This window comes from Mesorhizobium sp. M0317 (genome assembly GCF_040321555.1).
Lineage (GTDB): Bacteria > Pseudomonadota > Alphaproteobacteria > Rhizobiales > Rhizobiaceae > Mesorhizobium.
Genome location: NZ_JAMYRV010000012.1, coordinates 13,222 through 39,392 on the forward strand (window position 1 = coordinate 13,222; position 26,171 = coordinate 39,392).

23 protein-coding genes are annotated in these 26,171 nt (G+C 64.7%); 6 read left to right on the forward strand and 17 right to left on the reverse strand.

Translation table 11 applies throughout. The annotated features are described in order from the left end of the window. Window positions 1-49: 49 nt before the first annotated feature. From NKI88_RS11495 to NKI88_RS11565, 15 genes are all read right to left on the reverse strand, one after another. Complete coding sequence (locus NKI88_RS11495; protein ID WP_352655180.1) at window positions 50-1,033, reverse strand: substrate-binding domain-containing protein; 984 nt, start codon at window positions 1,031-1,033, stop codon at window positions 50-52. Window positions 1,034-1,161: 128 nt separating this feature from the next. Next, the gene (locus NKI88_RS11500) at window positions 1,162-2,214 is read right to left on the reverse strand and encodes an ABC transporter permease (protein ID WP_352655182.1); all 1,053 of its coding nucleotides are present in this window, start codon (window positions 2,212-2,214) and stop codon (window positions 1,162-1,164) included. Next, window positions 2,214-3,731 carry a sugar ABC transporter ATP-binding protein gene (locus tag NKI88_RS11505; RefSeq protein ID WP_352655184.1) on the reverse strand — a complete coding sequence of 506 codons (1,518 nt, stop codon included), beginning with the start codon at window positions 3,729-3,731 and terminating at the stop codon, window positions 2,214-2,216. Before NKI88_RS11505 ends, NKI88_RS11500 begins: the two co-directional genes overlap by 1 nt. Beyond that, window positions 3,728-4,741 carry a LacI family DNA-binding transcriptional regulator gene (locus NKI88_RS11510; RefSeq protein ID WP_352655186.1) on the reverse strand — a complete coding sequence of 338 codons (1,014 nt, stop codon included), beginning with the start codon at window positions 4,739-4,741 and terminating at the stop codon, window positions 3,728-3,730. Before NKI88_RS11510 ends, NKI88_RS11505 begins: the two co-directional genes overlap by 4 nt. 267 nt (window positions 4,742-5,008) lie before the next feature. Next, window positions 5,009-5,473, reverse strand: coding sequence for a GFA family protein (locus tag NKI88_RS11515; protein ID WP_352655189.1), 465 nt, complete (start codon window positions 5,471-5,473; stop codon window positions 5,009-5,011). Window positions 5,474-5,505: 32 nt separating this feature from the next. Then, window positions 5,506-6,042 carry an isochorismatase family protein gene (locus NKI88_RS11520; RefSeq protein ID WP_352655191.1) on the reverse strand — a complete coding sequence of 179 codons (537 nt, stop codon included), beginning with the start codon at window positions 6,040-6,042 and terminating at the stop codon, window positions 5,506-5,508. A gap of 80 nt (window positions 6,043-6,122) precedes the next feature. Further along, complete coding sequence (locus NKI88_RS11525) at window positions 6,123-8,132, reverse strand: amidase (RefSeq protein WP_352655193.1); 2,010 nt, start codon at window positions 8,130-8,132, stop codon at window positions 6,123-6,125. 99 nt (window positions 8,133-8,231) lie between these two features. Next, entirely contained in the window at window positions 8,232-10,262 is a 2,031-nt protein-coding gene (locus tag NKI88_RS11530; RefSeq protein ID WP_352655195.1) for an SEL1-like repeat protein, read from the reverse strand. An 80-nt stretch (window positions 10,263-10,342) separates the two neighbouring features. Next, window positions 10,343-11,914 carry a WD40 repeat domain-containing protein gene (locus tag NKI88_RS11535; RefSeq protein ID WP_352655197.1) on the reverse strand — a complete coding sequence of 524 codons (1,572 nt, stop codon included), beginning with the start codon at window positions 11,912-11,914 and terminating at the stop codon, window positions 10,343-10,345. 106 nt (window positions 11,915-12,020) lie between these two features. After that, window positions 12,021-12,791, reverse strand: coding sequence for an exodeoxyribonuclease III (locus NKI88_RS11540; RefSeq protein WP_023727066.1), 771 nt, complete (start codon window positions 12,789-12,791; stop codon window positions 12,021-12,023). Between the two features lie 7 nt (window positions 12,792-12,798). Then, complete coding sequence (locus tag NKI88_RS11545; protein WP_023834501.1) at window positions 12,799-13,443, reverse strand: alpha/beta hydrolase family protein; 645 nt, start codon at window positions 13,441-13,443, stop codon at window positions 12,799-12,801. Between the two features lie 205 nt (window positions 13,444-13,648). Beyond that, complete coding sequence (locus tag NKI88_RS11550; RefSeq protein ID WP_352655200.1) at window positions 13,649-14,776, reverse strand: tetratricopeptide repeat protein; 1,128 nt, start codon at window positions 14,774-14,776, stop codon at window positions 13,649-13,651. Then, on the reverse strand, window positions 14,773-15,678 hold the full coding sequence (gene ku, locus NKI88_RS11555; RefSeq protein WP_352655202.1) for a non-homologous end joining protein Ku: 906 nt from the start codon (window positions 15,676-15,678) through the stop codon (window positions 14,773-14,775). Before ku ends, NKI88_RS11550 begins: the two co-directional genes overlap by 4 nt. 448 nt (window positions 15,679-16,126) lie before the next feature. Further along, window positions 16,127-18,619 carry a DNA ligase D gene (gene ligD / locus NKI88_RS11560; protein WP_352655204.1) on the reverse strand — a complete coding sequence of 831 codons (2,493 nt, stop codon included), beginning with the start codon at window positions 18,617-18,619 and terminating at the stop codon, window positions 16,127-16,129. A 117-nt stretch (window positions 18,620-18,736) separates the two neighbouring features. Then, window positions 18,737-18,961, reverse strand: a complete 225-nt coding sequence (locus NKI88_RS11565) for a hypothetical protein (protein ID WP_023673483.1) — start codon at window positions 18,959-18,961, stop codon at window positions 18,737-18,739. A gap of 45 nt (window positions 18,962-19,006) precedes the next feature. On the opposite strand from NKI88_RS11565, the gene NKI88_RS11570 reads away from it, so the two are divergent. The 6 genes from NKI88_RS11570 to NKI88_RS11595 all read left to right on the forward strand — a co-directional run bounded on the left by NKI88_RS11570 (window position 19,007) and on the right by NKI88_RS11595 (window position 25,047). Continuing rightward, window positions 19,007-19,363 (forward strand): hypothetical protein, encoded by a 357-nt coding sequence (locus tag NKI88_RS11570; protein WP_352652074.1) that lies wholly within the window; start codon window positions 19,007-19,009, stop codon window positions 19,361-19,363. Next, complete coding sequence (locus tag NKI88_RS11575; RefSeq protein ID WP_352652072.1) at window positions 19,360-20,367, forward strand: aldo/keto reductase; 1,008 nt, start codon at window positions 19,360-19,362, stop codon at window positions 20,365-20,367. The genes NKI88_RS11570 and NKI88_RS11575 overlap by 4 nt, the downstream gene beginning before the upstream one ends. A 408-nt stretch (window positions 20,368-20,775) precedes the next feature. Beyond that, on the forward strand, window positions 20,776-21,723 hold the full coding sequence (locus tag NKI88_RS11580; protein WP_023673481.1) for a substrate-binding domain-containing protein: 948 nt from the start codon (window positions 20,776-20,778) through the stop codon (window positions 21,721-21,723). A 171-nt stretch (window positions 21,724-21,894) separates the two neighbouring features. Continuing rightward, window positions 21,895-23,526 carry a sugar ABC transporter ATP-binding protein gene (locus tag NKI88_RS11585; RefSeq protein ID WP_444849007.1) on the forward strand — a complete coding sequence of 544 codons (1,632 nt, stop codon included), beginning with the start codon at window positions 21,895-21,897 and terminating at the stop codon, window positions 23,524-23,526. After that, window positions 23,523-24,539 carry an ABC transporter permease gene (locus tag NKI88_RS11590; protein ID WP_023673479.1) on the forward strand — a complete coding sequence of 339 codons (1,017 nt, stop codon included), beginning with the start codon at window positions 23,523-23,525 and terminating at the stop codon, window positions 24,537-24,539. The genes NKI88_RS11585 and NKI88_RS11590 overlap by 4 nt, the downstream gene beginning before the upstream one ends. Before the next feature lie 10 nt (window positions 24,540-24,549). Beyond that, window positions 24,550-25,047, forward strand: a complete 498-nt coding sequence (locus NKI88_RS11595; protein ID WP_023828764.1) for a GNAT family N-acetyltransferase — start codon at window positions 24,550-24,552, stop codon at window positions 25,045-25,047. Window positions 25,048-25,112: 65 nt separating this feature from the next. On the opposite strand, the gene NKI88_RS11600 is transcribed toward NKI88_RS11595, so the two are convergent. Both NKI88_RS11600 and NKI88_RS11605 read right to left on the reverse strand, forming a co-directional pair. Further along, entirely contained in the window at window positions 25,113-25,346 is a 234-nt protein-coding gene (locus tag NKI88_RS11600; RefSeq protein ID WP_031202909.1) for a hypothetical protein, read from the reverse strand. 149 nt (window positions 25,347-25,495) lie between these two features. Then, window positions 25,496-26,125 (reverse strand): glutathione S-transferase family protein, encoded by a 630-nt coding sequence (locus tag NKI88_RS11605; RefSeq protein ID WP_352655208.1) that lies wholly within the window; start codon window positions 26,123-26,125, stop codon window positions 25,496-25,498. Window positions 26,126-26,171: the final 46 nt, after the last annotated feature.

Consider the following 26,171-nt stretch of genomic DNA (forward strand, 5'->3'; position numbering starts at 1 on the left):
AGGCCCCTCCCGGGGCCTTGCTTTCAACCTCAGTGCTGAGCGTCGCCCCTCACTTCCCCATCAGCTGCTTGGCATTCTCCGCCGTGATCGCGGTGGTTTCCACCGTCACCGTCTTGTCCACCTCGGTGGCGCAATCGAGCAGGATCTTTTTCGACATTTCGATCGCTTCCTTGGCGCCCGTCGGGTAGGTGAAGGTTGCGACCCAGTCGCCCTTGGCCACCGCCTCGATGCCGCCGGCCGGGCCAGGCAGGCCGTCGGTGCCGATGATCTTGACGTCCTTGCCCGCTCCCTTGGCGGCGAGCAGCGCGCCGGCGGCCATCATGTCGTTGGAGGCGTAGAGCACCTTGATGTCGGGGTGCGCCTGCAGCATGGCGGCGAAGGCGACTTGCGCCTTGTCCGGCACCCAGTCGGCGGCCTGCTCGGCGACGATCTGGACCTTCGGGTTGCCCTTCACGCCTTCCTTGAAGCCGTTGAGGCGCTCGACGGCCGGCGTCGAGCTCGGCAGGCCTTGCAGCACCGCCGCCTCGCCGCCATCGGGCAGCAGCGTCTTGGCGGTGTACTTTCCGGCTTCCTCGGCGATCTTGAAATTGTCGCCGCCGATGAAGGCGGTGTAGTCCTTGCCGGGGTCGCCGACCGTCTTGCGGTCAAGCTCGATGACCGGGATGCCGGCATCCATGGCGCGCTTCACCGCCGGAGTCAGCGGCGCCGCCTCAAAGGGCGAGATCAGCAGGATATCGACCTTCTGGGTGATGAAATTGTCGACCTGCGAGGTCTGCGTGTTGACGTTGCCGGCGCCGTCGGCGATCTGCACCGTGAAGCCAGGCACTTCCTTGGCCGCCGCCTCCAGCTCGTCATTGACGTGCTGGCGGTAGGGCTCGGCATTGTTGGCCTGCGAAAAACCGATGACGAACTGGCCGTCCTTGGCGCAGGCTTTCACCAGCGGCTCGGCGGCGTAAGCGGAGCCTGCAATGCACAGGCCAGCGCCGGCCAGCAGCACGGCCTTGAGGGTCGATCCTCTTAGTGTCGTTTTCATAACTCACTCTCCTCCTCGTCCGGCCGGGGGGCCAGACCTTGGTTTGACGTTCAGGTGTTGCCGTCTCCTCCTTGTTTGTTTGTGCATGTCGTCATCGCAAAACCGATGTCACTTTTGCGCGACATGCACTAACGACCCAACCCCTCGCGGCGGCGAACGAGGGATTGAAGCACTGCCGCCAAAACGATGATCGCGGCGGTCGCGAGCAGCTGCATAGCGGGCGTGATGTTGTTGAGCTGCAGGATGTTGGCGAGCGCGCCCAGCATGATGGTTCCGGCAACGGTGCCGACCATCGAGCCGGCGCCGCCGAACAGGCTGGTGCCGCCGATGACCACGGCGGCGATGGCCGTCAGCTCATAGCCCATGCCGTCATTGGCGCTGCCGAAATTGAACTGGCCGGCATGGACGATGCCGGCAAGGGCGGCGGCAAAGCCGGTGATGGCGTAGACCGAGATCTTCACCATCGACACCGGCACGCCGGATATGCGCGCGGCGCGCTCATTGCCGCCGACGGCAAAGACATAGCGGCCAAAGCGCGTGGTGTTGAGGACGATGGTGGCGATCGCGGCAAAGACGACGAAGACCAGCGTCGCCACCGGCACGGTGTTGTTGAACAGCCGCTCGCCCAGCACGGCGAACACCGGCGGCGCCAGGCCTGGCCCTTCGCCATAGGAAATGTTGATGTACTGATTGCCGGAGACGACCAGCGCCAGGCCGCGCGCGGCCTGCAGGCCGGCCAGCGTGACGATGAACGGCTCCAGCCGGAAACGGGTCGAGATGGTGCCCTGGATGGCGCCGAAGACGATGCCCAAAGCGAGCACGGCGAGGATGGTGGGGATCAGGCCGAAGCCGCCGGAGATCATCATCGATGCGGTGACGACGCTTGACAGGCCAAGCACCGCGCCGACCGACAGGTCGATGCCGGCGGTGATGATGACGAAGGTCATGCCGATGGCGATGATGCCGGTCTCCGACACGGCGCGCACGATGTTGGCGATGTTGTCGGGGTTGAGGAACAGGATCTCGCCATGGCGGCGCGGCGAAAAGATGATGCCGCCGATCGCCACCAGCACCAGGCCGATCAGGCTCTGAAAGCGCACGATGAGCGCCAGCGGGTCGCGATGCTTTTGAGGCGCCGCCAGCACTGGGCTCGCTGCCACTGGATTGTTGTCCTGAGACATCAGGCCTCCCTGCCGTTAGCCGCGGCCAGCACCGTGTGCTCGTCGACGCCGCACAAAAATTCCGCCACATTGCGCCCCTGGCGCAGCACCACGATGCGGTCGCACAGACCGATCAGTTCCGGCATCTCGCTGGACGCCACCAGAATGCCGAGCCCTTGCGCGGCGAGTGCCCTGAGCCGCTGGTAGATCTCGCCCTTGGCGCCGACATCGACGCCGCGCGTCGGCTCGTCGAGCAGCAACAGGCGGGGGTTGCCGAGGATTTCTTTTGCCAGCACCACCTTCTGCTGGTTGCCGCCGGACAGTGCGCCGACGGCGATATCAGGGTTCTTCGGCCGGATGTCGAACTGACCGAAGGATTCCTTCACCGCCTCGGCCTGGCGGCGCGGCGAGACCAGCCAGTTCGGCGAGATTCTGGATATGACCGACATCACCAGATTGAGGCCGACCGCCATGCGCAGCATCAGGCCCGAGCCCCGGCGATCGTCGGTGACGAAGGCGATGCCGGCGTGGCGGGCAGCACTGATCGAATCCAGTTTCACCGGCTTGCCCGATATGGCGACCTCGCCCTCCCAGCGGCCGGACAGGCCGGTGCCGTAGAGCGCGGAGAGCAGTTCGGTGCGCCCTGCCCCCATAATGCCGGCCAGGCCGACGATCTCGCCTTCATGGACATCGAGCGAAACACCTTGCGGCGCCTGCCAGCCGGCGCTGTCGCGGGCGAGCCTGAAGCTGGCGTTCCTCAGGCTGAGCAGCGGCTTGCCCGCCGCTTTGGCGCGCTGCGGATAGAGCTCGTCCAGGGGACGTCCGACCAGCAGCCTGACCAGCTCCGCCTGCGGCGCGTGCGGCTCGGTGATGCCGGCGACGCGGCCGTCGCGCATCACCGTCACCCGGTCGGCAATCCCTGGCACTTCCTCCAGCCGATGCGAGATATAGACGATGCCGACGCCGGTGGCTGCGAGTTTTCTCATGATGTCGAACAGCCGCTCGACTTCGCCGACGGTAAGTGCGGCCGTCGGCTCGTCCATGATCAGCACGCGCGAGGCGTAGGACAGCGCCTTGACGATCGCCACCACCTGGCGCTGGCCGATCGACAGGTCCGCCACCATGGCGGACGGATCGATGGCGATCTCGATGGCTTCCAGCCGCTTCTTGGCCTCGCGGCGCATTGCCGGCACGTCGAGGAAGCCGCCCGGACGCATCAATTCGCGGCCGAGGAACAGGTTGGCCGCGACATCCAGCGACGGCACCAGGTCGAGCTCCTGGAAGATGGTGGCGATGCCGGCCGCTTGCGCCTCACGCGGGTTGTTGAAACGCACGGGTTTGCCGTCGATCTCGATGGTGCCTTCGTCCGGCGTGTAGACGCCCGACAAAAGGTTCATCAGCGTCGACTTGCCGGCGCCGTTTTCGCCGAGCAGCGCGTGGATTTCGCCGGCCTTCAGGTCGAAGTCGACGCCGCGCAGCGCCTGCACGCCGCCGAAGCGTTTGACGGCGCCCGTCATCACCAGAAGCGGGGCGGTCATGTTAGCCTCGTGTGGGTCGGCCTCCCGCAGGAGGCGCGCACCCGCAGAGTCGCCTGCAGCCGCACCGAACGCGGCGCGGAAGCGGTCGCCGCGATGCGGGCGCTGAGCAGGGCCGCGGCCTGCCTGCCTATCTCGGTGCAGGGCTGCGCGACCAGCGTCAGGCGCGGCTCGAAACAATCGGCCCATTCGAAATCGTCGAAGCCGGCCAGCGACAGATCGCCCGGAATGGTGAGGCCTTTTTCGCGGATGGCGCGGACGGCTCCGATCGTCGTCATGTTGTTGCCGGTGACCAATGCGGTTGGTGGCGACGGCAGCGACAGGATGGCGTGGGTGGATGCGGTCGCCGCCGCCGTGTCGACATTCTCGGCCGAGAGATAGCGCGGCACGCTTTCAAGTCCATTGGCGGCGAGCGAAGCCTGGAACGCCTCGATGCGCTCGCGCGTCGTCGTCAGGCCCGGCTGTCCGGCGATATAGCCGATGCGCTTGTGGCCGAAGGAGGCGACATGGTCGATCAGCGCGCGCATCGACGTTTCGTTCTCGACGCCGATCTGATCGAAGCGCTGGTCGGCGAAACGGTCGATCAGAACGCATGGCATCTTCTTGTCGGCGAGGTAATCGATGGCGCGCTGCGGCGAGCCCGACGGGGCCAGGATGACGCCGTCGACGCGGCGCTGATGGAAAGCGCGCACCACCTGCAATTCGCGGTCGGGATCCTCCTGGGTATCCGACAGAAACACCATCAGCCCAAGCCGTGCGCATTCGGCCTCGACCGCGCAGATGATGTCGGTGAAATAAGGGTTGGAGATCGCCGAGATCGCCAGGCCGACGCTGTTGGTGGTCGAGGCCTTCAGCGAGCGCGCCAGCTCGTTGGGCTGGTAGCCCATGGCGGCAATGGCGTCGTTGATCAGCCTCGCCTTTTCCAGCGAAACGAAGCGCGTGTTGTTGACGACATGCGAGACGGTCGACACCGACACGCCGGCGCGCCGCGCCACTTCAGCCATTGTCGGCAAGACATATCAGCGCCTGCAAGCGCTCCTCCCTAGTATGCGTTTCCCATCCGCTCTGATGGCGGATTTCAAGGGAGCTTAGGGCGATCGAAACGTTTGCGCAATCGATTCGATGAAATTTTCAGCGGGGCTTATCTCCCCCCTCGAGGGGGAGATGTCGCCGAAGGCGACAGAGGGGGTCGCCGCGCGTGAAGCGCCAACCTTCCATCTGCAGCAAGGACGTCGAGCCCAGTCGCACCGACCCCCTCTGGCCTGCCGGCCATCTCCCCCTCAAGGGGGGAGATTCGCAGTTTCAGCAAACTCCGCCACCAGCCCCTCATACGCCTCGAAGGCCGGCAGCGCCTCGTAACTGTGCACCGCAGGCGTCGTCGCCCAGGGCAGTTTCTCGCTGGTCCATGTCTCGATGAACGGCGTGAACCAGCCGGGCTCGTCAAGCATGGTGGGGCGCAGATTGACGAACCAGTCGAGCCCTTCGGGGCGCGTGAACATCCAGTTCATGCAATAAGGGCAGAAGTAATGACGCGAGGCGCCGTGCAGCCCGCCGATCATCGGCTCGCCTTGCATGATTTCGAAGCCGTCCGAGGGAATGGCGGCGCTCAGCGAATAGGCGCTGGCCGACATGCGCTGGCAGCCGATGCAATGGCAAGCCATGGTCAAAAGCGGTTTTGCGGAAATCTTGAGCCGCACACGTCCGCAGCGGCACCCGCCCTCGGCCGGCAATTTCAGGGTTGGCACGGCAGTCTCCCAGTCTTCGAAGCGCCGGCGCTTCAGTCGCCGGTCAGCGCCTTCGTCGTCACCAGCGTGACCCCGGCATCGGTGAAATCAGCATTGTACCGGGCGATGATCTCGGTCGCGGTCTCGCCTTCAGTGTCCAGCGTGGAATGGGCATCGGAAACGACGGTAACGCCGAGGCCCTCGGCCAGGGCGCCCTTGACGGTGCCGGCGATGCAGAAATCGGTTTGCGCTCCGGCGAGCACGACTTCGCCGGCCCCCTGCCCGGCCACCCAGGCGCCAAGCTCGGCATTCGAGAAGGCGTTGCGGACGGTCTTGGAGAATGTCGGCTCGTCCTTGGCCTGGCCGAGTTCCGGCCATACCGGCCAACCCGGCTCGCCCGGCGCCAGCGGATCGCCGGCCGGCCCGTCATGCCGCACGAACGCGATTTTTCGCCCGCTGCGCCGTGCCCAGTCGATCAATGAGCGTGTGCGCTTGGCGATGCCTGGTGCATCATGGATCGGCGGCTCGACGCGCCCGTCGAACATGTTGGTCTGGAGATCGATGACGATGAGGGGAGCGAGGTTTGACATGGCGCGAAGATAACGCGGGCGATGGGAGGGTCAAGACGGCGAAGCTGCTGATCTCCCCCTTGGGGAGATTACCTGTACCCTCATCCGATTCCGCCGGTAACCACGTAAGCACCAGCCGTGCGTCCATCCTCCAGCCGCATGACGGCCGTAACGATCGAGCCGTAAGCGCCTCGCCACACACTGTGCATTCTTTCATGCTCGCCGGCCGGCACCAGGATGCGGCCGTGAAAGCTTGTGCCGCTGCACCGCAGAGCGACCGGTTCGCCATTGACGTGAACCTTGACGCCAGCGGTCTCCGCATCGAGTTCAACCGTCACGGCGATCTCGGCCTGGTCTCCTCGCCGCATCGTCTCGGCAACAAGCGTAAGCCTCGGCGCCGGCGCATCGCTGGCCCGTAATCCACCAAGCCGCCCCGCAAACACATCGTCCGGCAATTCCGGCGTGCGCGGCGGGCTGGTGCGGCGTTGGGTGGCGCGCTCGTAATCGCCGGCGAGCCGCAGCAACTCCGCATCATCATAGACCTTGCCCGCAAAGGTCAGCCCGACCGGCATGCCGATATCGGCCATCGTTCCCATCGGCACGGTGACGGTCGGGATGCCGAGATGACGCCAGACCAGATTGCCGTTGGCGACCCAGGTGCCGTTGCGCCAGGCGATTGCTGCAGAGGTCTCGTTGACGTCGGCATCGGCCGGGCCGACATCGGCGACCGCCGGCAGCACGACGGCGTCGAGCCGGTTCGCGTCCAGCCAGTCCTCGAAGTCGATGCGCCGCGTCGCCTCCAATCCCTTGAGACCTTCCGCCAGCGTTGGGATATCCAGCAATGGCATCACGCCCTGCTTGGCGCTCGTGACGTAGTCGGCCAGATCGAAACCGTCGTCGCCATAGCGGTCCGGCAGCGCGCCCGGCGGCTGCGGGAAAATCTTTGGGCCGTCGACCGCAGCCAGATCGGGGATCGCCGGATCGGCATTTGCGCGCAGGAAATCGTCCCAGCCCCAGATGCAGAGATCCCAGATTTCGCGCTCTGCGAATGCTTCCGGCACCAGCCCGCGTTCGACCATGGTTTTTGTGCCCGGACGGTCGCGCTCATAGTTCGAGACGACGGGGAAATCGACCTCGACCACCTCCGCGCCGAGCTTTTCCAGATCACGCGCCGCCTGCCGCCAGAGGTCGAGCACCGAGGCGCGGGTCTCGATGGGTTTGGGCGCGCCGCCGTCGCGGCCAATATACATTTTCGGCACGCCGAGGCGTTTGCCTTGTAATGAGCCTTGCAGTTGGAGCGCAGTGTAGCTTGGCGGCCTGAGAGCAGCGCTTTTCGCGATCGACACCCAGGGCTGCACACGCCAGAAATCGCCGCGCGTCTCCGCATCGTCGGCGACGATCACATCCAGCAACTCCAGCATGTCGGCAATGCCGCGCGTGTGCGGCACCACCACATCCATGGTCGGCACCAGCGGCCAGTTGCCCCTGACCGAAATGACGCCGCGCGACGGCGTGTAGGCGACAAGTGCATTGTTGGACGCCGGCGCGCGGCCGGAAGACCATGTCTCCTCGCCCAGCCCGAAGGCGGCGAAGCTGGCGGCGGTGGCCGTGCCCGAGCCGTTGGACGAGCCGGAAGCGAAGGCGGCGGTCAAATAGTCGGCATTGTAGGGGCTCTCGGCGCGGCCATAGACGCCACGCTGCATGCCGCCATTGGCCATAGGCGGCATGTTGGTCAGCCCGATCAGCACAGCACCACCGGCCCTCAGCCTGGCAATGGTGAAAGCGTCCTCGTTGGCGACGAGATGCTCGAAGGCGGGCGAGCCGGCGGCCACCGTCAGGCCCTTCACCTTATAGCTGTCCTTGGCGGTGTAGGGGATGCCGTCGAGCGGCCCGAGGGTGGCACCATTGCGCCGCCGCAGGTCGGACGCCGCCGCCTCCTCGAACATTGCCGGGTTAAGCACCGGCACGGCATTGAGCGCGATGCCGTGGCGGTCGTAATGCGCGATGCGCCTGAGATAAGCGCCCACCAGCTCGACGCTGGTGACGGTGCCGGCCTCCAGCGCCCGGCGCAGGTCGGCGATCGTGGCTTCGACGAGCTGGAGGTTGGGCATGGGATTCTCGAGATGCAGCGGCAAATGAGTCTTCGCATCGTGCGATGCGAGTGTCACGCCTCAAACGGAAGGCGTGACGGCGACGCTTATGCACTCGGCTCACAGCATCTTGCTGTCGAGCTGGCCGTTTTCCTTCATCAGGTCGAGATAGGTCTTGGCGCCGGAACTGCCGTGGCCTGCCGCCTTGAAGAACCATTTGGCGGCTTCCTTGTAGTTTGGTTTCCCATCGACGCCGCGGTAGTAGAGCGAGCCCAGACTGAACTCGGCATCGACGCTGCCGGCCTTTGCGGCTTCCAGCCACCAGGACTGGGCAGCCTTGTCGTCTCTGGCAATGCCCACGCCGTTGGCCGAGGCATACGCTAAGGCGAGCTGGGCATCGACATTTCCCTGCCGCGCCGCCTTGAGCCACCAGCCCGCCGCATCCGCACTGCTTTGCGCAACGCCAACACCCTCGGAATAGGCTGTGCCGAGCGCTTTCTGCGCGAATGCATTGCTCTGGTCGGCGGCTTTGCGCCAGAGCCTTGCCGCCTGAACGGGGTCCTTCGTTACTCCTAGACCATCCCAATACAGTCCACCGAGAGCGAACTGCGCAAGGTCATTGTCCTTGTCGGCAGCCTTGCTCAGCCACTCGAATGCCTGCCTTTCATCCTTCCCGACGCCCTGCCCGTCCCGATACACGACCCCGACATTATACTGCGCTACCACATGGCCTTGGACAGCAGCCTTCATCCACCATCGGAAGGCCAGATCATTGTCTTGCGCAACGCCGCGGCCCTGGCTGTAGAGGATACCAAGCATATATTGAGCGTCGGCGTTTCGCCCGTCGGACGCCTTTTGCGCCCAAGTCGCGGCCAACGCATCGTCCCGTCCCACGCCTTCGCCCAGCGAATACGCCCGGGCCAGATTGGCACCGGCTTCGGCATTCCCCGCTTCCGCGGCCTTGCGCCACCAATAGACCGCCTGCCCGGCGCTCTTCTCGACGCCTTGGCCCATCGAATAATATCCGCCCAGATTCGACTGGGCGAACACAAAGCCCTGATTGGCGGCTTTGCTCATCCACGCAAACGCCTGGCCGTCGTCCCTAGGGGTACCTTTTCCCTGGCCATAAGCGGCCGCCACCGCGTATTGCGCTTCTGTCAGACCGGTGGTTGCGGCCTTCATCCACCACCCGAACGCAAGGCGGTCATCCTGCTCAACGCCGTGGCCCCGCGAGTACAAAGTGCCCAGCAAAGCCTGGGCATTCGGCTCACCCAGATCGGCTGCCTTTTTCACCCACACTATGGCGGCCTGATCATCCTTCTTGACGCCTTGGTTAAGATAGTAGGCGCGTCCGAGACAGAAAGCGGCCTCCAGGCTTCCTTGGTCAGCCGCCTTGCGCCACCATGAGGCAGCCTGCTCGAAGCTTTGCGCAACACCCCGACCCTGCGCATACAGGACGCCGAGGGCGTACTGAGCGTTCGCATTGCCCTTGTCGGCTGACTGCCTGGAAAACTTCAACGCCAGTTGATCGTTTCTTTCGACCCCTTGGCCATTTAAATAGACTTGGCCGAGAGAATATTCAGCCTCCCCGCTCCCCTGATCGGCCGCCTTGCGCCACCAATAGAGCGCCTGCTCATAACTTTGCGCGACCCCTTGGCCCTGCCAGTACAACACGCCGAGCTGGTACTGCCCATTCATGTTGTCTTTATCGGCGGCCTTTCGTGAGAAACTCTCGGCAAGCCGACTGTCCTTTTCAACGCCCCTGCCCATAAGGTAGGCCTGACCCAGTGCTGCTATGGCTTCCGCATTGCCGCCATCGGCGGATTTCTTCCACCAATACACCGCCTGGCTGTCGTTCTGAGCCACGCCCTCCCCGCGCCAGTACAGCGCACCAACCTGGCCTTTTGCGTCAACATTGCCAGCGTCCGCCATGATCTTCATTTGACGGAATACCTCGGCATAATCCTTTGCCTGGAGAGCCGCTGCACCCTTTTGTGCCGCTGACCACTGCACATAGTAATTTCGGCCAGGACCGAGCAGCACAAAAGCCGCCAGCAACACCAGAACGACGGTAAGGACCCCTCGGCGACGCGACGTGGGCGGGCTGTAGACAGGTGTATCCACTTTGGGCGCCCAGTCGTTGTTGCTCACCGTCCCCAATCCATTTGCAGCCACCAGTAATCCATAGCGCAAGCCAGGCTGTTCTGGAATATCCAAAGCATTTGATGTCGCTACTGCGGTGCGCCGGCGAACAGGATTTCGCCATCGCCGCCAGCCGCCGGCCAATCCCTGATGGTCCGATCGTCGCCGCCGGTGAGCAGCGTGCCGTCGGTGGCGAAAGCAACGGCGTAGATCGGGCCGGTGCGGCTGTCGAACATGGCGGTCTGGCCGCCGGTGCCGACATCCCACAGCCGCGCCGTGCCGTCGAGCGAGCCGGAGGCCAAGCGCTTGCCGTCGGCCGACAGCGCCAGCGTATAGACGGTGCCTTCGTGACCCTCGAAGCGGCGCAATTCCCTAAACGTGTCGAGGTCCCAGAGCTTGATCGTGTAGTCGCCGCTGCCGGTGACGACATGATGGCCGTCGGCGGTGAAGACAGCGCCGTAAGTGCCCTGCTCGTGGCCGTGCCAGCTTCGCAATTGCTTGCCGCTTTCGACGTCCCAGAATTTCAGCGTGCCGTCGATGGAGCCGCTGAGCGCGCGCGTGCCGTCGGGCGAGATTGCGACCGTGCTGATCGGCCAGTCATGTCCGGTCATCACATGCAGCACCGATTTGTTGACGAGATCCCAGACGATGACGTTGCCGGTGTCGTGGCCACTGACGGCGCGCTTGCCGTCCGGGCTGATCGCCAGCTTGCGCACGCCGCCATTCGCGCCCGACGAGAAGACATGCAGCACCGCGCCGTCGGCAAGCTTTCGCAGCACGATCTCGCCATCGTCGCCGGCGGTCAGCGCGGTTGCGCCGTCGGGCATGAACAGCGCCGTGCGCGCCATGTCCTTGTGTTCACCAAGGTTGCGGATCAGCCGCTTGCCGGCGATGTCCCAGAGCTTGATCATATGGTCGGTGCTGGCGCTCATGATGTCGCGGCCATCGGCCGAGACGGCGAGCCAGACGACGGCGTCGCGATGGCCGTCGGGCTCGGTCGGCAGCGCCGGCGGAGGCGGCGGCAACGGCGCGACGGTTTGCGGTGGCGGTGTCGCCGGAGCGAGTGCGACTTGTGGCGGCCGAGGGGGAGCAGTTGGAGGCGTAGGCTGCGCCGGTTCCGGCGGTTTGGCAGCCTGCTCAGGCGGGGTTGGCTCGGGAGGCGTGGCGAGCGGCGGCGAACTCGGTGGAACCGCCGGCGTCGCCAGGTCCGGTGGGACGCCGGCGATATCCTGGCCCTTCGGCTCGGCTTTGGGCTCTCTCGGGGCGACGACCTCAGCGCCCGGGCCGGCGTCACGCGCCCAAGGGAAGTGGTCGGCCAGCAGCGCCAACACGGCGAGCACCGGCAACATGAGGAAGGCGCGCCGCCAGCCCGGGCGACCCTTGGATTCCATCTCAGCGTCGCGGCCAAAAAGCGGCGTTCCAGCAGGCTGGCTTCGCCGACCCGGCAGCAGTCCGGCCCAGAACAACAGGGCGCCAAGCAGGCAAAGCCCGCCGACGGTCAGGAACACCACCGGTCGCAGCGTGGCTGGGCCGTGCAGCATGTGGTCGATCCCGCTCCAGCTGAAATCTCTGTCGCCGAGCAGCAGATACGCCCGCACCAGACAAGCCAAAGCGGCCGCCAGCAGCGGAAGCGCAAACAGCCTTTCGGCCAACCTGTCCATCGGACTCCCCCTCCGGTGCCGCACCTTGCTCATCATGCGGCCGCCGCAGCGAAACAAATAGCGCAAAACTGCGCCCACGAAAGTGGGCGCGATCACGCAGCCAAATTCACTTCAATTCGACCCATACCGGCGCGTGGTCGCTGGCGCCGTCCTCACCTCTGACATCGCGGTCGATGCCGGCAGCGGTGAGGCGGCGCGCCAGTTTCTTCGACAGCAAGATGTGGTCGAGCCGCAGCCCGGCATCGCGCGGCCAGCGGTTGCGGCGATAATCCCAGAATGTGTAGAGCGTTTCCTTCGGATGCTTCTTGCGGAGCGCATCGGTCCAGCCCTGCTCGAGCAGACGCTGGAACGACGCCCGGCTTTCCGGCTGCACCAGCGCGTTGTCGTCATAGGAGCGGGTGGCGTAGATGTCGCGCGGCTCGGGCACGATGTTGTAGTCGCCGACCAGCGCCACCGGCAGGCCGGTGTCGAACAGTTCTGCGGCATGCGCCTCCAGCCGCGCGTGCCACGCCAGCTTGTACTGGAATTTCGGCCCCGGCTGCGGGTTACCGTTGGGCGCGTAGAGACAGGCGATGACGACGCCCGACACCGCCGCCTCGATGTAGCGGCTCTGCTTGTCGGCGGTATCGCCGGGCAGTTCGTCACGGGTCAGCACCGGCTCGGCTCCTCGCGCCAGTATGGCTACGCCGTTCCAGGTCGGCTCGCCCTTCCACACCGCGCCATAGCCGGCGTCGGCCAGTGCCGTGCGCGGAAACTGCAGGTCGCGCGCCTTCAGCTCCTGCAGGCAGACGACATCGGGCTTGGCTGCCGCCAGCCACGCCAGCAGGTTTTGCAGCCGGCTGTTGACGTTGTTGATATTGAAGGTGGCGATTTTCATTTGGCGATCAGGAAACGATCCGCCCTGTCCACGCCTTCACCGTCCCGGCCAGCGTCTTCAAATGATCGGCGGTCGAAAACCCCGACACGCTCTTGCGCGGCTTCAGGTCGTGGTCGCCATCCTCCAGCCAGATCACCTCGATGGCTTTGGAAAGGCCGTAGGTCGCGACCTCTTCTTTCGTGCCGAACTCGTCGCGGGTGCCCTGGAAGATCAGCGTCGGCGTCTTGAGGTCGGCGAGATGTTTTGTCCTGAGTTGCTCGGGCTTGGCCGGCGGATGAAAGGGATAGCCGAGGCAGACGAGGCCCGAAATCTCGCCCTTGGCGAACATCTCGTCGGCGACCATCGAGGCGACGCGCCCGCCCATCGACTTGCCGCCGATGATGAGCGGACCAGCGACGCCCCTCGCCCTCAGATCGGCGATGGCCTTGATGTATTCCGGGTTGACCGTCTCGGCGCGCGGCGGCGGCTTGCGCTGGCCATAGCGTCGCGCCGCCATATAGTGGAATTCGAAGCGCGCAACCTGGAAGCCGGCTGTGGCGAGCGCCTTGGCGGTGTCGGTCATCGAGGGGGAATCCATCGACGCGCCGGCGCCGTGGGCCAGCAGGATGGTGAGGGGGGCTGTGTCAAAGCCGTCGAAGAGGAAGGTGGTCATGGGGTGCGCTGCCGGTAAAGGCCGAGTTCCTTCGCCCCCCCTCTGTCCTGCCGGACATCTCCCCCTCAAGGGGGGAGATTGGCAGTTTAGCGCCTCACGGACCTCGCGACGATAGCGATTGGCGAAAGCGATGGCGACACCCAATCTCCCCCCTTGAGGGGGAGATGGCCGGCAGGCCAGAGGGGGGTGCTCGCGCGCCAACATCTCACCCCGCCGTCCGCGCCAGCTGCAGATCGACGAACTGTATCCCCTTTTGCGCAGTGCGCGCCCATTCGCTGTCAGCATCGAGTTCGAGATAGCGCACCCAGTGGCGGCGGGCTTCGGTCAGATTGCCGGCGTCGAACTCCAGCCGGGCAAGGTTGAACACCGGATCGGCGTAGCTCTTGTCGAGCGCGATGGCCTTGACCAGATGCCGGCGCGCCGAGGCGATCTTGCCTTCGTCGCTCATCAGCCCGGCGAGGTTGAACCAGGCCTCGGCGAACGCCGGATCGAGCTTGATCGCTCTTGCATAGTCATGCGCCGCGTCGGCCACGCGACCGGCGCCACGCAAGCAATTGGCGCGGTTGAACGCGGCGATGGCGTCGCTCGGATCGATGCTGAGGCAGCGTTGGTAGAGCGCCGCGGCATCGTCGTGCCGGCCCTCCTCTTCCGCGCTTTCAGCCTCGGCGAACAATTCTTCCAGCGTGTCGTCGCCGGCGGCGCTTGCGCTGCCGAGATCGAACAGCAGCTGGCCGTCGAGTTCGCTCTGGCCATCCTCGAGATAGATCTGATCGGGCCGGCCATGCTGCGAGCCGACATTGAGCGATTTGGCGGTGAGCGAAGCGACCGGACCGGAGCGATGCACGGAGCGCGCGATCGCGCCCCAGGATGCACCGCCGGCGACCAGGCCGGCATATTTGCGGGCAAGGATCAGATCGCGGAACGAGTAGGGTTCACAATCGTGCTCGAAGGCGTCAAACAGGCTGAGCAGGTCGAGGTCGGCACCGGACAGTCTGGACTGGTCGACGAGAGACTGCCTGGACAGCGAAGACGCCTCCGGCGCCTTCATCAGACCAAGCAGGCGCAGGAAGCCATTTTCGCTAAGGAGTGTTCGGCCAGCGGAGTCCTCGGCTGCAACCCGGCGCTCGATCTCGGCATCGCCGCCCTTCGCCGTGCCGGCCTTGGCGATCAGCGTTCGGCCGAACACAACATGGCTGGTGCGCCTGGTGACGCCGCGCCGCAACTGGCCGTGCTGACGCTCCACCTCACGGGCCGCGAGCCGCAGCGGAAATGCCGCCAGCGCGCCGATGGCGCCGAAGACGGCGCCCGGGATTATACCGGTCGGCGCCGTCACCCCTTGCTCTTGCCGACGGCCTTGAGCAGATTGGCCTTCAACGGGTTTTCCTTGGCCGCACCCGCCTTACCCTTGGCGGCAGGTTTTTCAGCGTCGTCGGCCTTGCTCTTCGACTTGGCCGGCGGCTTGGCTGATTGCGACAGGCTCGCCTTCAACGCGTCCATGAGGTTGATGACATTGCCACGCTCGGGCGCCGCCGCAATGATCGGCTTATGGCCCTTCAGTTTCTCGCGGATCATCGTCATCAGCGCGATCTCGTAGCGGTCCTCATAATTCTTCGGATCGAAGGTGGTTTCCTTCTGCTTGATCAGCGCTTCGGCCAATTGCAGCATTTCGGGATCCGGCTTGCCAGCCGGGATGTTGCCGAAATATTCAGCCGTGCCGCGCACTTCGTTCGGGTTCCTCAACGTACACACGAACATGCCGTTCTCGCGCGCGCCGATCGTCACCACGCGCTCGCGGCTGGACAGGACAAGGCGGGCAATGGCCAGCTTGCCGGATTTGCGCATTGCCTCGCGCAGCACGGCGAAGGTTTCCTCCGCCATGGCGCCATCCGGCGCCAAGTAGTACGGCGCATCCTGATAAATGACGTCGACTTCGTCTTCGTCGACGAAGGCCTCGATGTTCATCGTGTGATTGGATTCGATGCGCACTGCTTCGAGGTCGGCCTCATCGATGATGATGTACTGCTTGTCCTCGTATTCGTAACCCTTGACCAAGTCCGCGCGCTCGACGAGGCCGAGTTCAGGGTCGACCGGCTTCATGTTGATGCGGTTGTGGGTCTTCTTGTGCAATTGGTTGAACGATATGCGCTCGCTGGTCGTCGTTGCCGGATAGAGCCGGACCGGACAGCTGACGAGGCTGAGCTTGAGGTAACCTTTCCAACTTGCCCTGGGCGCCATGATACTCTCCTACGCGGCCACGCACTGACATTTCAGACTGAGCATGATCTTATCCGAAAACCGGTTCCCACGTTTCGGGATCATGCTTACTGCAGCGCTTCGTTCCGAGGACGATTGGCACTGCGCAAATCCTACACCGGCCCCAAACATACCGGCAAATTCCTGACGAAACCTTCCAGGTGAGCTGGAGGGCACCGACGGAGGATAATTCAAATTGTCCGCATGGTCGATGGACTTGGGGAAGTAAGTCATGCCGGAGGGACAGCACCCCCCTCTGTCCTGCCGGACATCTCCCCCGCAAGTGGGGAGATTGGCAGCTTCAACCTTATCGCTCCTCTTGCAAGGTTTGCGATTGGCGAAAGCAGAGGCGACATCCGATCTCCCCCCTTGCGGGGGAGATGTCCGGCAGGACAGAGGGGGGTGTGCCGGATCGCCAACACCTCCCGATCTACTTCCCCGAAAACAACGGCAAATCTCTTGCGAAATCCTCCATGTCCGCCCACGGATCGCCCGACGTCGCCAACAGCCCCGGCAAGGACGAATAGTTCAGATCCTGCGGCGCATCGATCGTCTCAAGGTCTGCCCAACTCACCGGCGTCGATGCCGGCAGGTTGGTGCGGGCGCGCAGCGAATAAGGCGCCGCGGAGGTGTGGCCGCGCGCGTTGCGGTGATAGTCGATGAAGATGCGGCGCTTGCGGTTTTCCTTGCCCATTGTGGTGGTGAAAGTGTCGGGCGCGGTGGCCGCCAGGTGCGTGGAGATGGCGCTGGTCGCCTGGTGCAGCTTCTTCCAGTTCTGCTTTTGCGTCACCGGCACGGTTATGTGGATGCCGCTGCCGCCGGATGTCTTGGCGAACGGCACCAGGCCGAACCGCTCTAATTCGCCCTTGATGTGGACGGCGGCCTCGACCACCTCGCGCCAGGCGATGCCCTCACCCGGATCGAGATCGAAAACGATCTGGTCGGGCTTGTCGAGGCTCAAGCGATGCGTGCCCCAGGTGTGGAACTCAACGACGCCGAACTGCGCGAGTGCCAGATAGCCTTTTGCTCCCTCGACCGACAGATAGGATTTGGTTTCACCTTCGGAGTTGGTGGCGTCAAAAGTGACCACCGACGGCGGCATGCCGGTGAAGGCGTGGCGCTGGAAGAAACAGTCCTTCGGCAGGCCCGTCGGGCAGCGCACCAGCGACACCGGGCGGCCCATAATGTGCGGCAGCATGAAATCGCCGACCAGCGCGTAATAGACGGCGATGTCGAGTTTGGTCGGTCCGGTCTTGCCGAACAGCCGCCGCTCCGGATTGGTCACCCAGATGGTTGCGAGATCGGCTTCGGCGATCAGCCGCTTGCGCTTCGGCGACACCGGCGTCGACAGGCCGACATCGCGCAAGCCCCGAAACACACCGTGGCGCAGCGAATTGTCCGCCGTTCGGTTGGCGTAGTGGATGCGGGCCGACAGCATCGGCCGCACCCATTTCATCTCGCGCATGATCTCGCGCGGCACACCCTCGGGTGCTGTCGCGCCGTCGCGCAGCGGCTGCAGCCGGGCCAGCAAGTCGCCCGCCGTAGCGGCATCGAAGCCGGTGCCGACCTTGCCGCGATAGTGCAGTTCGCCATCCGCGAATTCAGCCATGCCGAGTGCCGCCAGTCCTTCGGCCGCGTCGGAAACGGTGTAGCCGGCGATGATGAAATCGCCGGTCTCCAGCGCCTTGACCTTGGTCCAGCTCTTCGTGCGGCCGCTCTGGTAGATGGCGTTGGCGCGCTTGGAGACGACGCCTTCCAGCCCAAGGATCGAGGCCTGATCGTACAGCCCCTGTCCGTCGCCTTCGACATGGTCGCTCAGCTGGATGGCGGAGTTGGCGCCCTGTCCGGCTAGCAGTTCGGCGAGCAGGGCCTTGCGCTTTGCGAGCGGCGCCTTGCGGAGGTCCCAGCCGTCGAGATGCAGCAGGTCGAAGGCATAGAAATGGAGCTTGCTGCCCGCACCCGCCGACAGCGCATCCTGGAGCAGCGCGAAACGCGAGATGCCCTTCTCGTCCAGTACCATGATTTCGCCGTCGATGATCGCCTTGCTGAGGGGCAGCCGGGCGAATGCCTGCGGCAGGTCGCCGTAACGCTTCGTCCAGTCGATGCCGCCGCGGGTGATCAGCCTGACCTCGCCATCGGCGATATGCGCCATGGTGCGGTAGCCGTCGAATTTTATTTCGTGCAACCAGAGTTCACCTGTGTCTTCCACTGGCCCACCCGGCGGCTTCGGCACCTGCGTGGCGAGCTGCGGCTCGATGCGCGACGGCGGATCGCCCCTGACCGCACCGGGCAACGCACCGGGTTTCAGCGCGCCGGGTTTGGGGGGCAGGCGGGCCGGCTTTTTCGGCGGCGCCACCAGCTCCTCGATGCGCTTGCCGGACTTCACGCTTTCCGGCCGCGCTTCCAGGATGTCGAGGCCGGTATCGGCGGCGAGATCGCGCTCCTTGAACAGCAGCCAGTTTTTCTTCTCGCTGTCTTCGCCGGGCTTGGGCTTCAGACGGGTCAGCATCCAGCCGCCATTCAACTTGTCGCCGGCCAGCCGGAACTTGAAGGCGCCGGTGCGCAGGCTCTTGTCGACATCGTCCATCGGCGCCCACGTGCCGGTGTCCCAGACGATCATCGGCCCGCCGCCATATTCGCCTTCAGGAATGACGCCCTCGAAGTCGATATATTCGAGCGGATGGTCCTCGGTCTCAACTGCGAGCCGCTTGTCGGCCGGGTTGAGGGAGGGCCCGCGCGGCACCGCCCAGCTTTTCAGCACGCCGCCGACCTGCAGGCGCAAATCGTAATGGTCGGCGGTGGCGTGATGCTTGTGGACGACGAAGCGGTTGCCGTCGCCTGAAATAAGCCCGCCCGCCGGTTCCGGCGTCTTCGTAAATTCGCGCTTGGCGCGATAGGCCTTGAGTGTTGGCGGGGTTGGCATGGGTCAGGCGGGAGCGGCGGCGGCGGACGAACCTTCCCGGCGCCGCGTTCCTGCACAGTGCTGTCCCGCCAACATTTCAAATTTCCCAGCGCGGTGCGAAGAATGTGGAGATCACGCTCAATCGTCTGAGGCGGGCGTCAGGTCTAGCTCGGCCGGGGACAGCCCTTGCTGGAGCTGGCTCAGCCGGAACTCGTCGACCCAGTAGGCCTCGCCGTCGACCAGCACGCGGGCCGAGTAGACGCCGCCGGAAAAGCTTTGCGCGGTGACGTAGACCTTGTGGCGGTCGAGCGCCTTGCGCACCGCGGCGCGCTTGGAATTCTGGCTGGTGACGGAACTGGCCATGGCTCACTCATACACAAGACCGCAAGACATGGCGGCGGCATAAGGATGCTGGAGATCGGCCGCTCTGTCAATTTTGACCGCCTGCTTCTGGCAGCGCTACGATCCGACGGCAGCAAAAAACCGCTGCGCCTCGGCAGCGGACTTTGCAATGGCGACGACAATATTCGGTTAGTGGTCCGAAGGAATTATGAGCGCCGTGACGCGCGAGAGCTGCTGACGCCGGTTCAGCGTCGGCTTCTCGTAGATCGTCTTCATTGGTATCCCATGGCCCCCAATGACCGCCGGCAAAGGCGCTTGCGGCTGGGTTTTGTCAAGGGAAGCGCTGTTCTTCCGCCGAACAGCTATGGAAACTGGAGGAGCGGCCGCTATAGTTTTCCTCAGCCCCAAGGAGAACGGCAATGACCCTCAGCACCCGCAAACTTGGCAGCCAGGGGCTGCAGGTCTCGGTGATCGGCCTCGGCTGCATGGGCATGAGCCAGTCCTACGGCCCTGCCGACGAGGCGGAATCGATCGCCACCCTGCACCGAGCCATCGAACTCGGCTGTACCTTCCTCGACACGGCGGAAGTCTACGGCGCCTATGCCAATGAAGAACTGCTCGGGCGGGCGCTGAAGGGCCGGCGCGATGAGGTGACCCTTGCCACCAAATTCGGCTTCCGCATCGAAAACGGCAGACAGGTCGGCACGGAGCGTGACAGCCGGCCCGACCATATCCGCGAGGCGCTGGAGGGCTCGCTGAAGCGGCTCGGCACCGACCATATCGACCTTTACTACCAGCATCGCGTCGATCCGGCGGTGCCGATGGAAGACGTCGCCGGCACGGTCGGCCGGCTGGTTGCCGATGGCAAGGTGCGCTTCTTCGGCCTCTCGGAAGCGGGCGCGGCGAATATCGGCCGTGCTCATGCCGTGCACCCTGTGTCGGCCGTGCAGAGCGAGTATTCGCTTTGGGAGCGCAATCTGGAGCCGGAGATCATCCCGCTGCTCAAAAAGCTCGGCATCGGCCTGGTGCCGTTCGCGCCGCTCGGCCGCGGTTTCCTCGCCGGCGACGTCAAGCGCGCCGAGGATTATCCGGAAGGCGATTTCCGCCGCGGCGACCCCCGCTATCAGGGCGCCAACTACGACGCCAATGTCGCGGCTGCGGCTGCGGTGCAGGAGGTGGCCGCGGCCAAAGGGGCAAAGCCCGCACAGATCGCGCTGGCCTGGGTGCTCGGCAAGGGCGACGGTTTCGGCATTGACATCGTGCCGATCCCGGGGACAAAGCGGCGCAAGTATCTCGAAGAAAATGTTGCTGCGGCCGCGATCACGCTCGACGCGGCCGAGATAGCTGCGCTCGACGCAGCCCTTGCGCCGGGCAAGGTCTCAGGGCCGCGCTACAATGAGCGGGTGATGACAACGATCGACAGGTAGAGGCGTCTAAGCTGCCAATCTCCCCCCTCGTGGGGGAGATGCCTGACAAGGCAGAGGGGGGCGCGAAGGATCGCCCGCATCAAGTATTCTGCGTAGAGGTTAGCTCAAAGATGTAAGTGAAATTGGCCAATGTCGGCGGGACAGCGCCCCCCCTCTGTCCTGCCGGACATCTCCCCCACAAGGGGGGAGATTAGCAGTTTCAGCCCCTCGCCTCACCTTGCGTAATCGATTTTCCTTGGCTAGCATCCTCGGGTCGGCGCCGTGCGGAGGAGAACGTTGCGGCGGACCGGCTGGAGCGCCTCGCGTCCCCTCGGGGCGTTCACAGGACACTCCATTTTTGAATTGACGCAAGGACCGTCCCGAGCCGCTCCCGGTTTCGGGCTCCTGCGTTCATGTGGAGGATATCTGATGAACAGACGCGAATTCCTGTTGTCGACCGTGGCGACCGGCGCCATGGCGCTGGCCGCGCCCATGGCCTTTGCCGCCGACAAACTGACCATATTGGGCTCGGTGCCCAATCTCGGCTTTCCGTTCTTTGTGCACATGCTGAACGAGATCAAGGCGGAGGCGCAGGCGCAAGGCGTCAATCTGACCGAGAGCGACGGCCAGAACTCGGCGCCGAAGCAGACCGCCGACATCGAGGCCGCACTTGTGCAGAAGGTCAACGCCATCGTGATTTCGCCGCTTGACGTCAACGCGCTGGCGCCGGCGATCGAGGAAGCGGTCAAGGCCGGGGTTCCCGTGGTCACCATCGACCGCCGCGTTGACGGCGTCGAGGGCATTCTGGCCCATGTCGGCGCCGACAATGTCAAGGGCGGCGAGGCCGAGGCGCAGGCCATGGTGGCGGCGTTCCCCAACGGCGCCAAGCTGTTCCATTTGCAGGGCCAGCCGGGTGCCGGGCCTGCGATCGACCGCAACAAAGGCGTCCACAATGTGCTCGATCCGCTCAAGGACAAGTACCAGATCATCTTCGAGCAGACCGCTAATTTCGCCCGCGCCGAAGCGCTGTCGGTGACCGAGGCCGGGCTTGCCGCCAACGGCAAGCCGGACGCCATCATCTGCGCCAATGACGACATGGCGCTCGGCGCGCTCGAAGCCTGTGCCGCGCGCAACTTCACCGACGTCAAGATCTACGGCTTCGACGCGCTGCCGGAAGCGCTGGTCGCCGTGCGCGACGGCAAGCTCGCCGGCACGGTCGAGCAGTTCCCCGGCGAACAGTCGCGCAAGGCGGTGCAGATCGCGGTCGCCTTCGCCAGGGACAAGACCGAGCCGAAGGAGAAGCTGGTGCTGTTGACGCCGATCGTCATCGGCAAGGACAATCTCGACAAGGCGGAGAGGTTGAACGAGACGAAGTGAGAGTAGGGCCCATGACGGGTGGAGGTCGCGCTCTGTCGCGCCCCCCTCTGTCCTGCCGGACATCTCCCCCACTTGGGGGGAGATTGGCCGTCACGTCTGCTTTCGCCAATCGCCAACGTTATAGAAATAGTGCTGCCGGCAAAACTGCTGATCTCCCCCCGTGTGGGGGAGATGTCCGGCAGGACAGAGGGGGGCGCTGTCCCGCTGCCTATCGCAATCCGGGAGCAATGCTTGTCCGCCGTTGAACCCACCGCATCATCGCCACCGCTCCTTTCCGTCGAAGGCGTGACCAAGCATTTTTCCGGCGTCACCGCGCTCATCGACGTTTCGCTCGAGGTGCGGCCCAGTGAGATCCTTGGCCTGCTCGGCGAGAACGGCGCCGGCAAGTCGACGCTGTTGAAAATCCTGTCCGGCGTGATGCCGCCGTCAAGCGGCCGCATCGTCTTCGACGGCGCCGACTACGCGCCGTCCAGTCCGCAGGATGCGAAGCGGCATGGCATCGTCACCATCTATCAGGAACTGAGCCTGATCCCGACGCTGACGGTTGCGGAAAACATTTTCATCGGCCGCGCGCCGCTCGGGCCGCTCGGGCTGGTCAGCTGGCGCAGGATGGAGGACGCCTCGCGCGCGATCATCGCCCGCGTCGGTCTCGACATCGATCCGGCGACGCCGGTGTCCTCGCTGTCGGTAGCCGAACAGCAGCTGGTCGAAATCGCCCGCGCTCTGTCGCTGGAAAGCCGCCTGATCATCATGGACGAGCCGACCTCGGCGCTGACCGAGACCGAGGTGCAGAAACTGATGTCGATCATGGACAGGCTGCGCAAGGACGGTGTCGCCATCATGTTCGTCACCCACCGGCTGGAGGAAGCGTCCGCCATTTGCGACCGCATGACCGTGCTGCGGGATGGCAGGCTGGCCGGTCATCTCGACCGTGACGGCCAGCCGATCCAGATCCCGAAGATCATCGAGAAGATGGTCGGCCGCGCCGCCTCCGAGCTCTACGCGCGGCCGACGCAGCGCGATGTCGCCGGCGAGGTCAGGCTCTCGGTGCGCGGGCTGCGGACGGTACGCGACCCGTTGGCGCCGCATGCCATCGTACTCGAAGGCGTCAACCTCGATCTGAAGGCCGGCGAAATCCTCGGCGTTGCCGGCCTCGTCGGTTCCGGCCGCACCGAGCTTGCCCGCGCCATTTTCGGCGCCGACCGCATCGCCGCCGGCACGATTGCGCTCGACGGTAAGCCGATCGCCCCGGCCTCCCCCGCAGACGCCATCAAACTCGGCATCGGGCTGGTGCCGGAAGACCGCAAGCACCAGGCGATCTTTGCAGCACTGGGCATTCTCAACAATTTCTCGATCGCCTCGCTCGGCCGCTACAGCAATGGGGCCGGCTTCATGGCCGAACGGCGCGAGCGCGAGGCGCTGGCCGGCTATCGCAAGGCACTGTCGATCCGCATGGCCTCGCCCGACCAGGCGATCGAGGGCCTGTCCGGCGGCAACCAGCAAAAAGTCATCCTGGCCCGCTGGCTGGCGCGCGACCCGAAAGTACTGATCGTCGACGAGCCGACGCGCGGCGTCGATGTCGGCGCCAAGGCCGAAGTGCACCAGATCCTGGTCCAGTTGGCTGCGCGCGGCATCGCCATCATGATGATCTCGTCGGAGCTGCCGGAGGTGCTGGCAGTGTCGGATCGCATCGTTACGATGCGGCGCGGCCGTATCACCGGCGAAATGCCGGGCATCGAAGCGACCGAGGAAAAACTGATGGAACTGATGGCGCTCGACCGCAAGCAGGACGCAACGCAATGACCAGCACCACCGAACAGACCCAGCGCAGCGGCATCAACATCGCGCGGCTTCTGATGAGTTTTGGGCCGCTGATGTTCCTGGCGGTGTTGATCGTCATCTTCACCGTGCTGAAGCCGAGCTTCATCGATCCAATCAACCTGTTCAACATTTTGAGGCAGATCTCGATCACCGGGCTGATCGCGCTCGGCATGACTTTCGTCATCCTCACTGCCGGCATCGACCTGTCGGTCGGCTCACTGCTCGCCTTCTGCGGCATGGTGGCGGCGGTGGTGGCCAAGGGCGGCACCGCCAACACGCTGTCGCTGTCGACCACGGGCACGCAAGGATATGGCTGGTTCGCCGCCTTGCTTGCCGCCGTCATCGTCGGGGCGCTGGCCGGCGGCGTCCAGGGCTTTGCCATCACCAGGCTGAAAGTGCCGCCCTTCGTCGTCACGCTGGGTGGTCTCACAGTGTTTCGCGGCCTGACGCTGACCATCTCCAATGGTGGACCGATCTCCGGTTTCGACGCCTCGATGCGCTGGTTCGGCACCGGGCTCATCGGACCGGTGCCGGTGCCGGCGATCATCTTCGCGGTGGCGGCCATCCTGTGCCACATCGTGCTGCGCTATACGCGCTACGGCCGCGCCGTCTATGCCGTCGGCGGCAATGCCGAGGCCGCGCGCCTTTCGGGCCTGCGCGTCGACCGCATTCTGATCTCGGTCTATGTCATCGTCGGCTTCTTCGCCGGGCTGGCGGCCTTCGTTTTGTCAGCACGGCTCAACTCCTCCGAAGCCGTAGCCGGCATCGGCTACGAACTTACGGTGATTTCCGCCGTGGTCATCGGCGGTACCTCGCTATTCGGCGGCATCGGCTCGGTCGGCGGCACGGTGGTGGGCGCAGCGCTGATCGGCGTGCTGCAGAACGGGCTGCAGTTCAACAATGTCTCGTCCTACACACAAAGCATCGTCATCGGCCTGATCCTGATCCTGGCCGTGGCCTTCGATCGTTGGCTGAAGTCGCGGGTAAGGCGGTAAGGGATCGGCCATGGTTCAGATCAGGGCGATGGCAGAGAACGATGTAGCGTCGGTATCGCGGCTGCTGGGAGAGTCTTGGCGGCGCACCTATTCGTCGATCCTGGGACCTGAAAATACCGCGCGGCTCTCGGACGACAAGCATGCGCCCGAGCGGCTGGCAGAGGAACTTGGGGACGACAACAAGATGTCGTTCGTGGCCGAACGGCCGGACGGTTCGATCGCCGGCTACGCGATGGCGGCGATGGACGATCGTGGCGATGTCCTGCTCGACCGGCTGCACATCGACAAGACAGAGTTCGGCAGCGGGCTCGCCACCGACCTGCTGCACGCGGTGCTTGTCGCGCATGCCGGCATCCCCAGCATTGCGCTGGAAGTGATCGAGGGCAACGACCGGGCGATCGCCTTCTATCGCAAGCACGGTTTCGAAGTGGTCGAGCGCCACACGGCCGCGCACGGCGTTGGCGGCCACGCCTCGCTGATCATGCGCCGGCTGCTGTCGAGGGCGTAAGGAAGGGAACAGGCAGTGTGGAATAGGGAATAAGGTGGCGCGGATCGATACCCTACGCCTACAGCCTACTGCGCCGCCGCTTGCCGGCCGTCCTCGTCGTCCGGCATATCGAGAATTTCGATCAGCCGCGCCACCTTCGTTCCCGGCAAGCGGCGGCCCTCGTTGACCAGCGCCTCGTCGGCACCGAGCCAGGCGAACGCCTCGCGCAGTTCTTCAAGGGTGGCGCCGGTCAGCGCGATGTCGGCTATGACTGCCTCGTCTACCGGCCCCAACACCGAAATGATGTCGTCGCGTGTCATGGTCACCTCCATGCTAAGTGCCGGCCGGTCGTCGAGATGACGCCGAGACCCGGCCATCCAGCCAACGGATTGCGAGTAAAAACCGCCGACAAAGCAGAATCTGGGTCTTCTTTTCGACTAAGCAAGATGAACGCGCGCGCCTTTTGCCGTCAAGCAGCCGAGTGCGGATCGATGCTGTAGAGATGCACGGGATAGCCGGGACCGATGGCGTCGCGCACCCGGTCCGTCCAGGCGAGGACCGCCGGATAAGCCGCCAGCGCAAAGCCGCAATCTTCGGCACGGTGGCCGTAGGCATAGACAGCAATGTCGGCGATGGTGAGCGTGTCGCCGACAAGGAACGGCGTGTCGTTCAGGCTGCGCTCCAGCGCTGCCAGCGTGCGGGCGCCGGCTTCGCGCTTGGCCGGAACCATCGCCTGGTTGCGCTCCAGCCTTCCGGCCAGCGTCCAGAAGCGCAGGGAGCCGATGACCGGCTCGACATGGTACTGTTCGAAGAACAGCCATTGCATAATTTTCGCGCTGACATAGCGATCCGCCGGCAGCAAGGGCGTGCCTTCGGCGAGATAAATGAGGATCGCATTCGATTCGGCGATCGCACGGCCATCCTCGAGTTCGAGCACAGGAACGGCGCCGGCCGGGTTGAGCTTCAGGAAGGCGTCGGTGTAGCTCTCGCCCTCGAAAATCGACACCAGGCGGCTTTCATAGGGAATGTTGAGCAGGCCGAGCACGACCCTCGCCTTCCAAACGTTTTGCGACGGCAAATAATCATGAAGCGTGAGCATGGCTGTCCTTTCGCTGCGGTCGACGCCTGATTTGCACGGTGCCACG

Bases quoted from the DNA above. Each gene is read 5' to 3' on its own strand.
- NKI88_RS11525 (WP_352655193.1), bottom strand. From the start codon at position 8,132: ATGCCCAACCTCCAGCTCGTCGAAGCCACGATCGCCGACCTGCGCCGG.
- NKI88_RS11505 (WP_352655184.1), bottom strand. From the start codon at position 3,731: ATGACCGCCCCGCTTCTGGTGATGACGGGCGCCGTCAAACGCTTCGGC.
- NKI88_RS11605 (WP_352655208.1), bottom strand. From the start codon at position 26,125: ATGCTCACGCTTCATGATTATTTGCCGTCGCAAAACGTTTGGAAGGCG.
- NKI88_RS11535 (WP_352655197.1), bottom strand. From the start codon at position 11,914: ATGGACAGGTTGGCCGAAAGGCTGTTTGCGCTTCCGCTGCTGGCGGCC.
- NKI88_RS11520 (WP_352655191.1), bottom strand. From the start codon at position 6,042: ATGTCAAACCTCGCTCCCCTCATCGTCATCGATCTCCAGACCAACATG.
- NKI88_RS11495 (WP_352655180.1), bottom strand. From the start codon at position 1,033: ATGAAAACGACACTAAGAGGATCGACCCTCAAGGCCGTGCTGCTGGCC.
- NKI88_RS11600 (WP_031202909.1), bottom strand. From the start codon at position 25,346: ATGACACGCGACGACATCATTTCGGTGTTGGGGCCGGTAGACGAGGCA.
- NKI88_RS11580 (WP_023673481.1), top strand. From the start codon at position 20,776: ATGAACAGACGCGAATTCCTGTTGTCGACCGTGGCGACCGGCGCCATG.
- NKI88_RS11540 (WP_023727066.1), bottom strand. From the start codon at position 12,791: ATGAAAATCGCCACCTTCAATATCAACAACGTCAACAGCCGGCTGCAA.
- NKI88_RS11595 (WP_023828764.1), top strand. From the start codon at position 24,550: ATGGTTCAGATCAGGGCGATGGCAGAGAACGATGTAGCGTCGGTATCG.
- NKI88_RS11575 (WP_352652072.1), top strand. From the start codon at position 19,360: ATGACCCTCAGCACCCGCAAACTTGGCAGCCAGGGGCTGCAGGTCTCG.
- ligD (WP_352655204.1), bottom strand. From the start codon at position 18,619: ATGCCAACCCCGCCAACACTCAAGGCCTATCGCGCCAAGCGCGAATTT.
- ku (WP_352655202.1), bottom strand. From the start codon at position 15,678: ATGGCGCCCAGGGCAAGTTGGAAAGGTTACCTCAAGCTCAGCCTCGTC.
- NKI88_RS11585 (WP_444849007.1), top strand. From the start codon at position 21,895: ATGTCCGGCAGGACAGAGGGGGGCGCTGTCCCGCTGCCTATCGCAATC.
- NKI88_RS11500 (WP_352655182.1), bottom strand. From the start codon at position 2,214: ATGTCTCAGGACAACAATCCAGTGGCAGCGAGCCCAGTGCTGGCGGCG.
- NKI88_RS11590 (WP_023673479.1), top strand. From the start codon at position 23,523: ATGACCAGCACCACCGAACAGACCCAGCGCAGCGGCATCAACATCGCG.
- NKI88_RS11570 (WP_352652074.1), top strand. From the start codon at position 19,007: ATGCTGGAGATCGGCCGCTCTGTCAATTTTGACCGCCTGCTTCTGGCA.
- NKI88_RS11565 (WP_023673483.1), bottom strand. From the start codon at position 18,961: ATGGCCAGTTCCGTCACCAGCCAGAATTCCAAGCGCGCCGCGGTGCGC.
- NKI88_RS11545 (WP_023834501.1), bottom strand. From the start codon at position 13,443: ATGACCACCTTCCTCTTCGACGGCTTTGACACAGCCCCCCTCACCATC.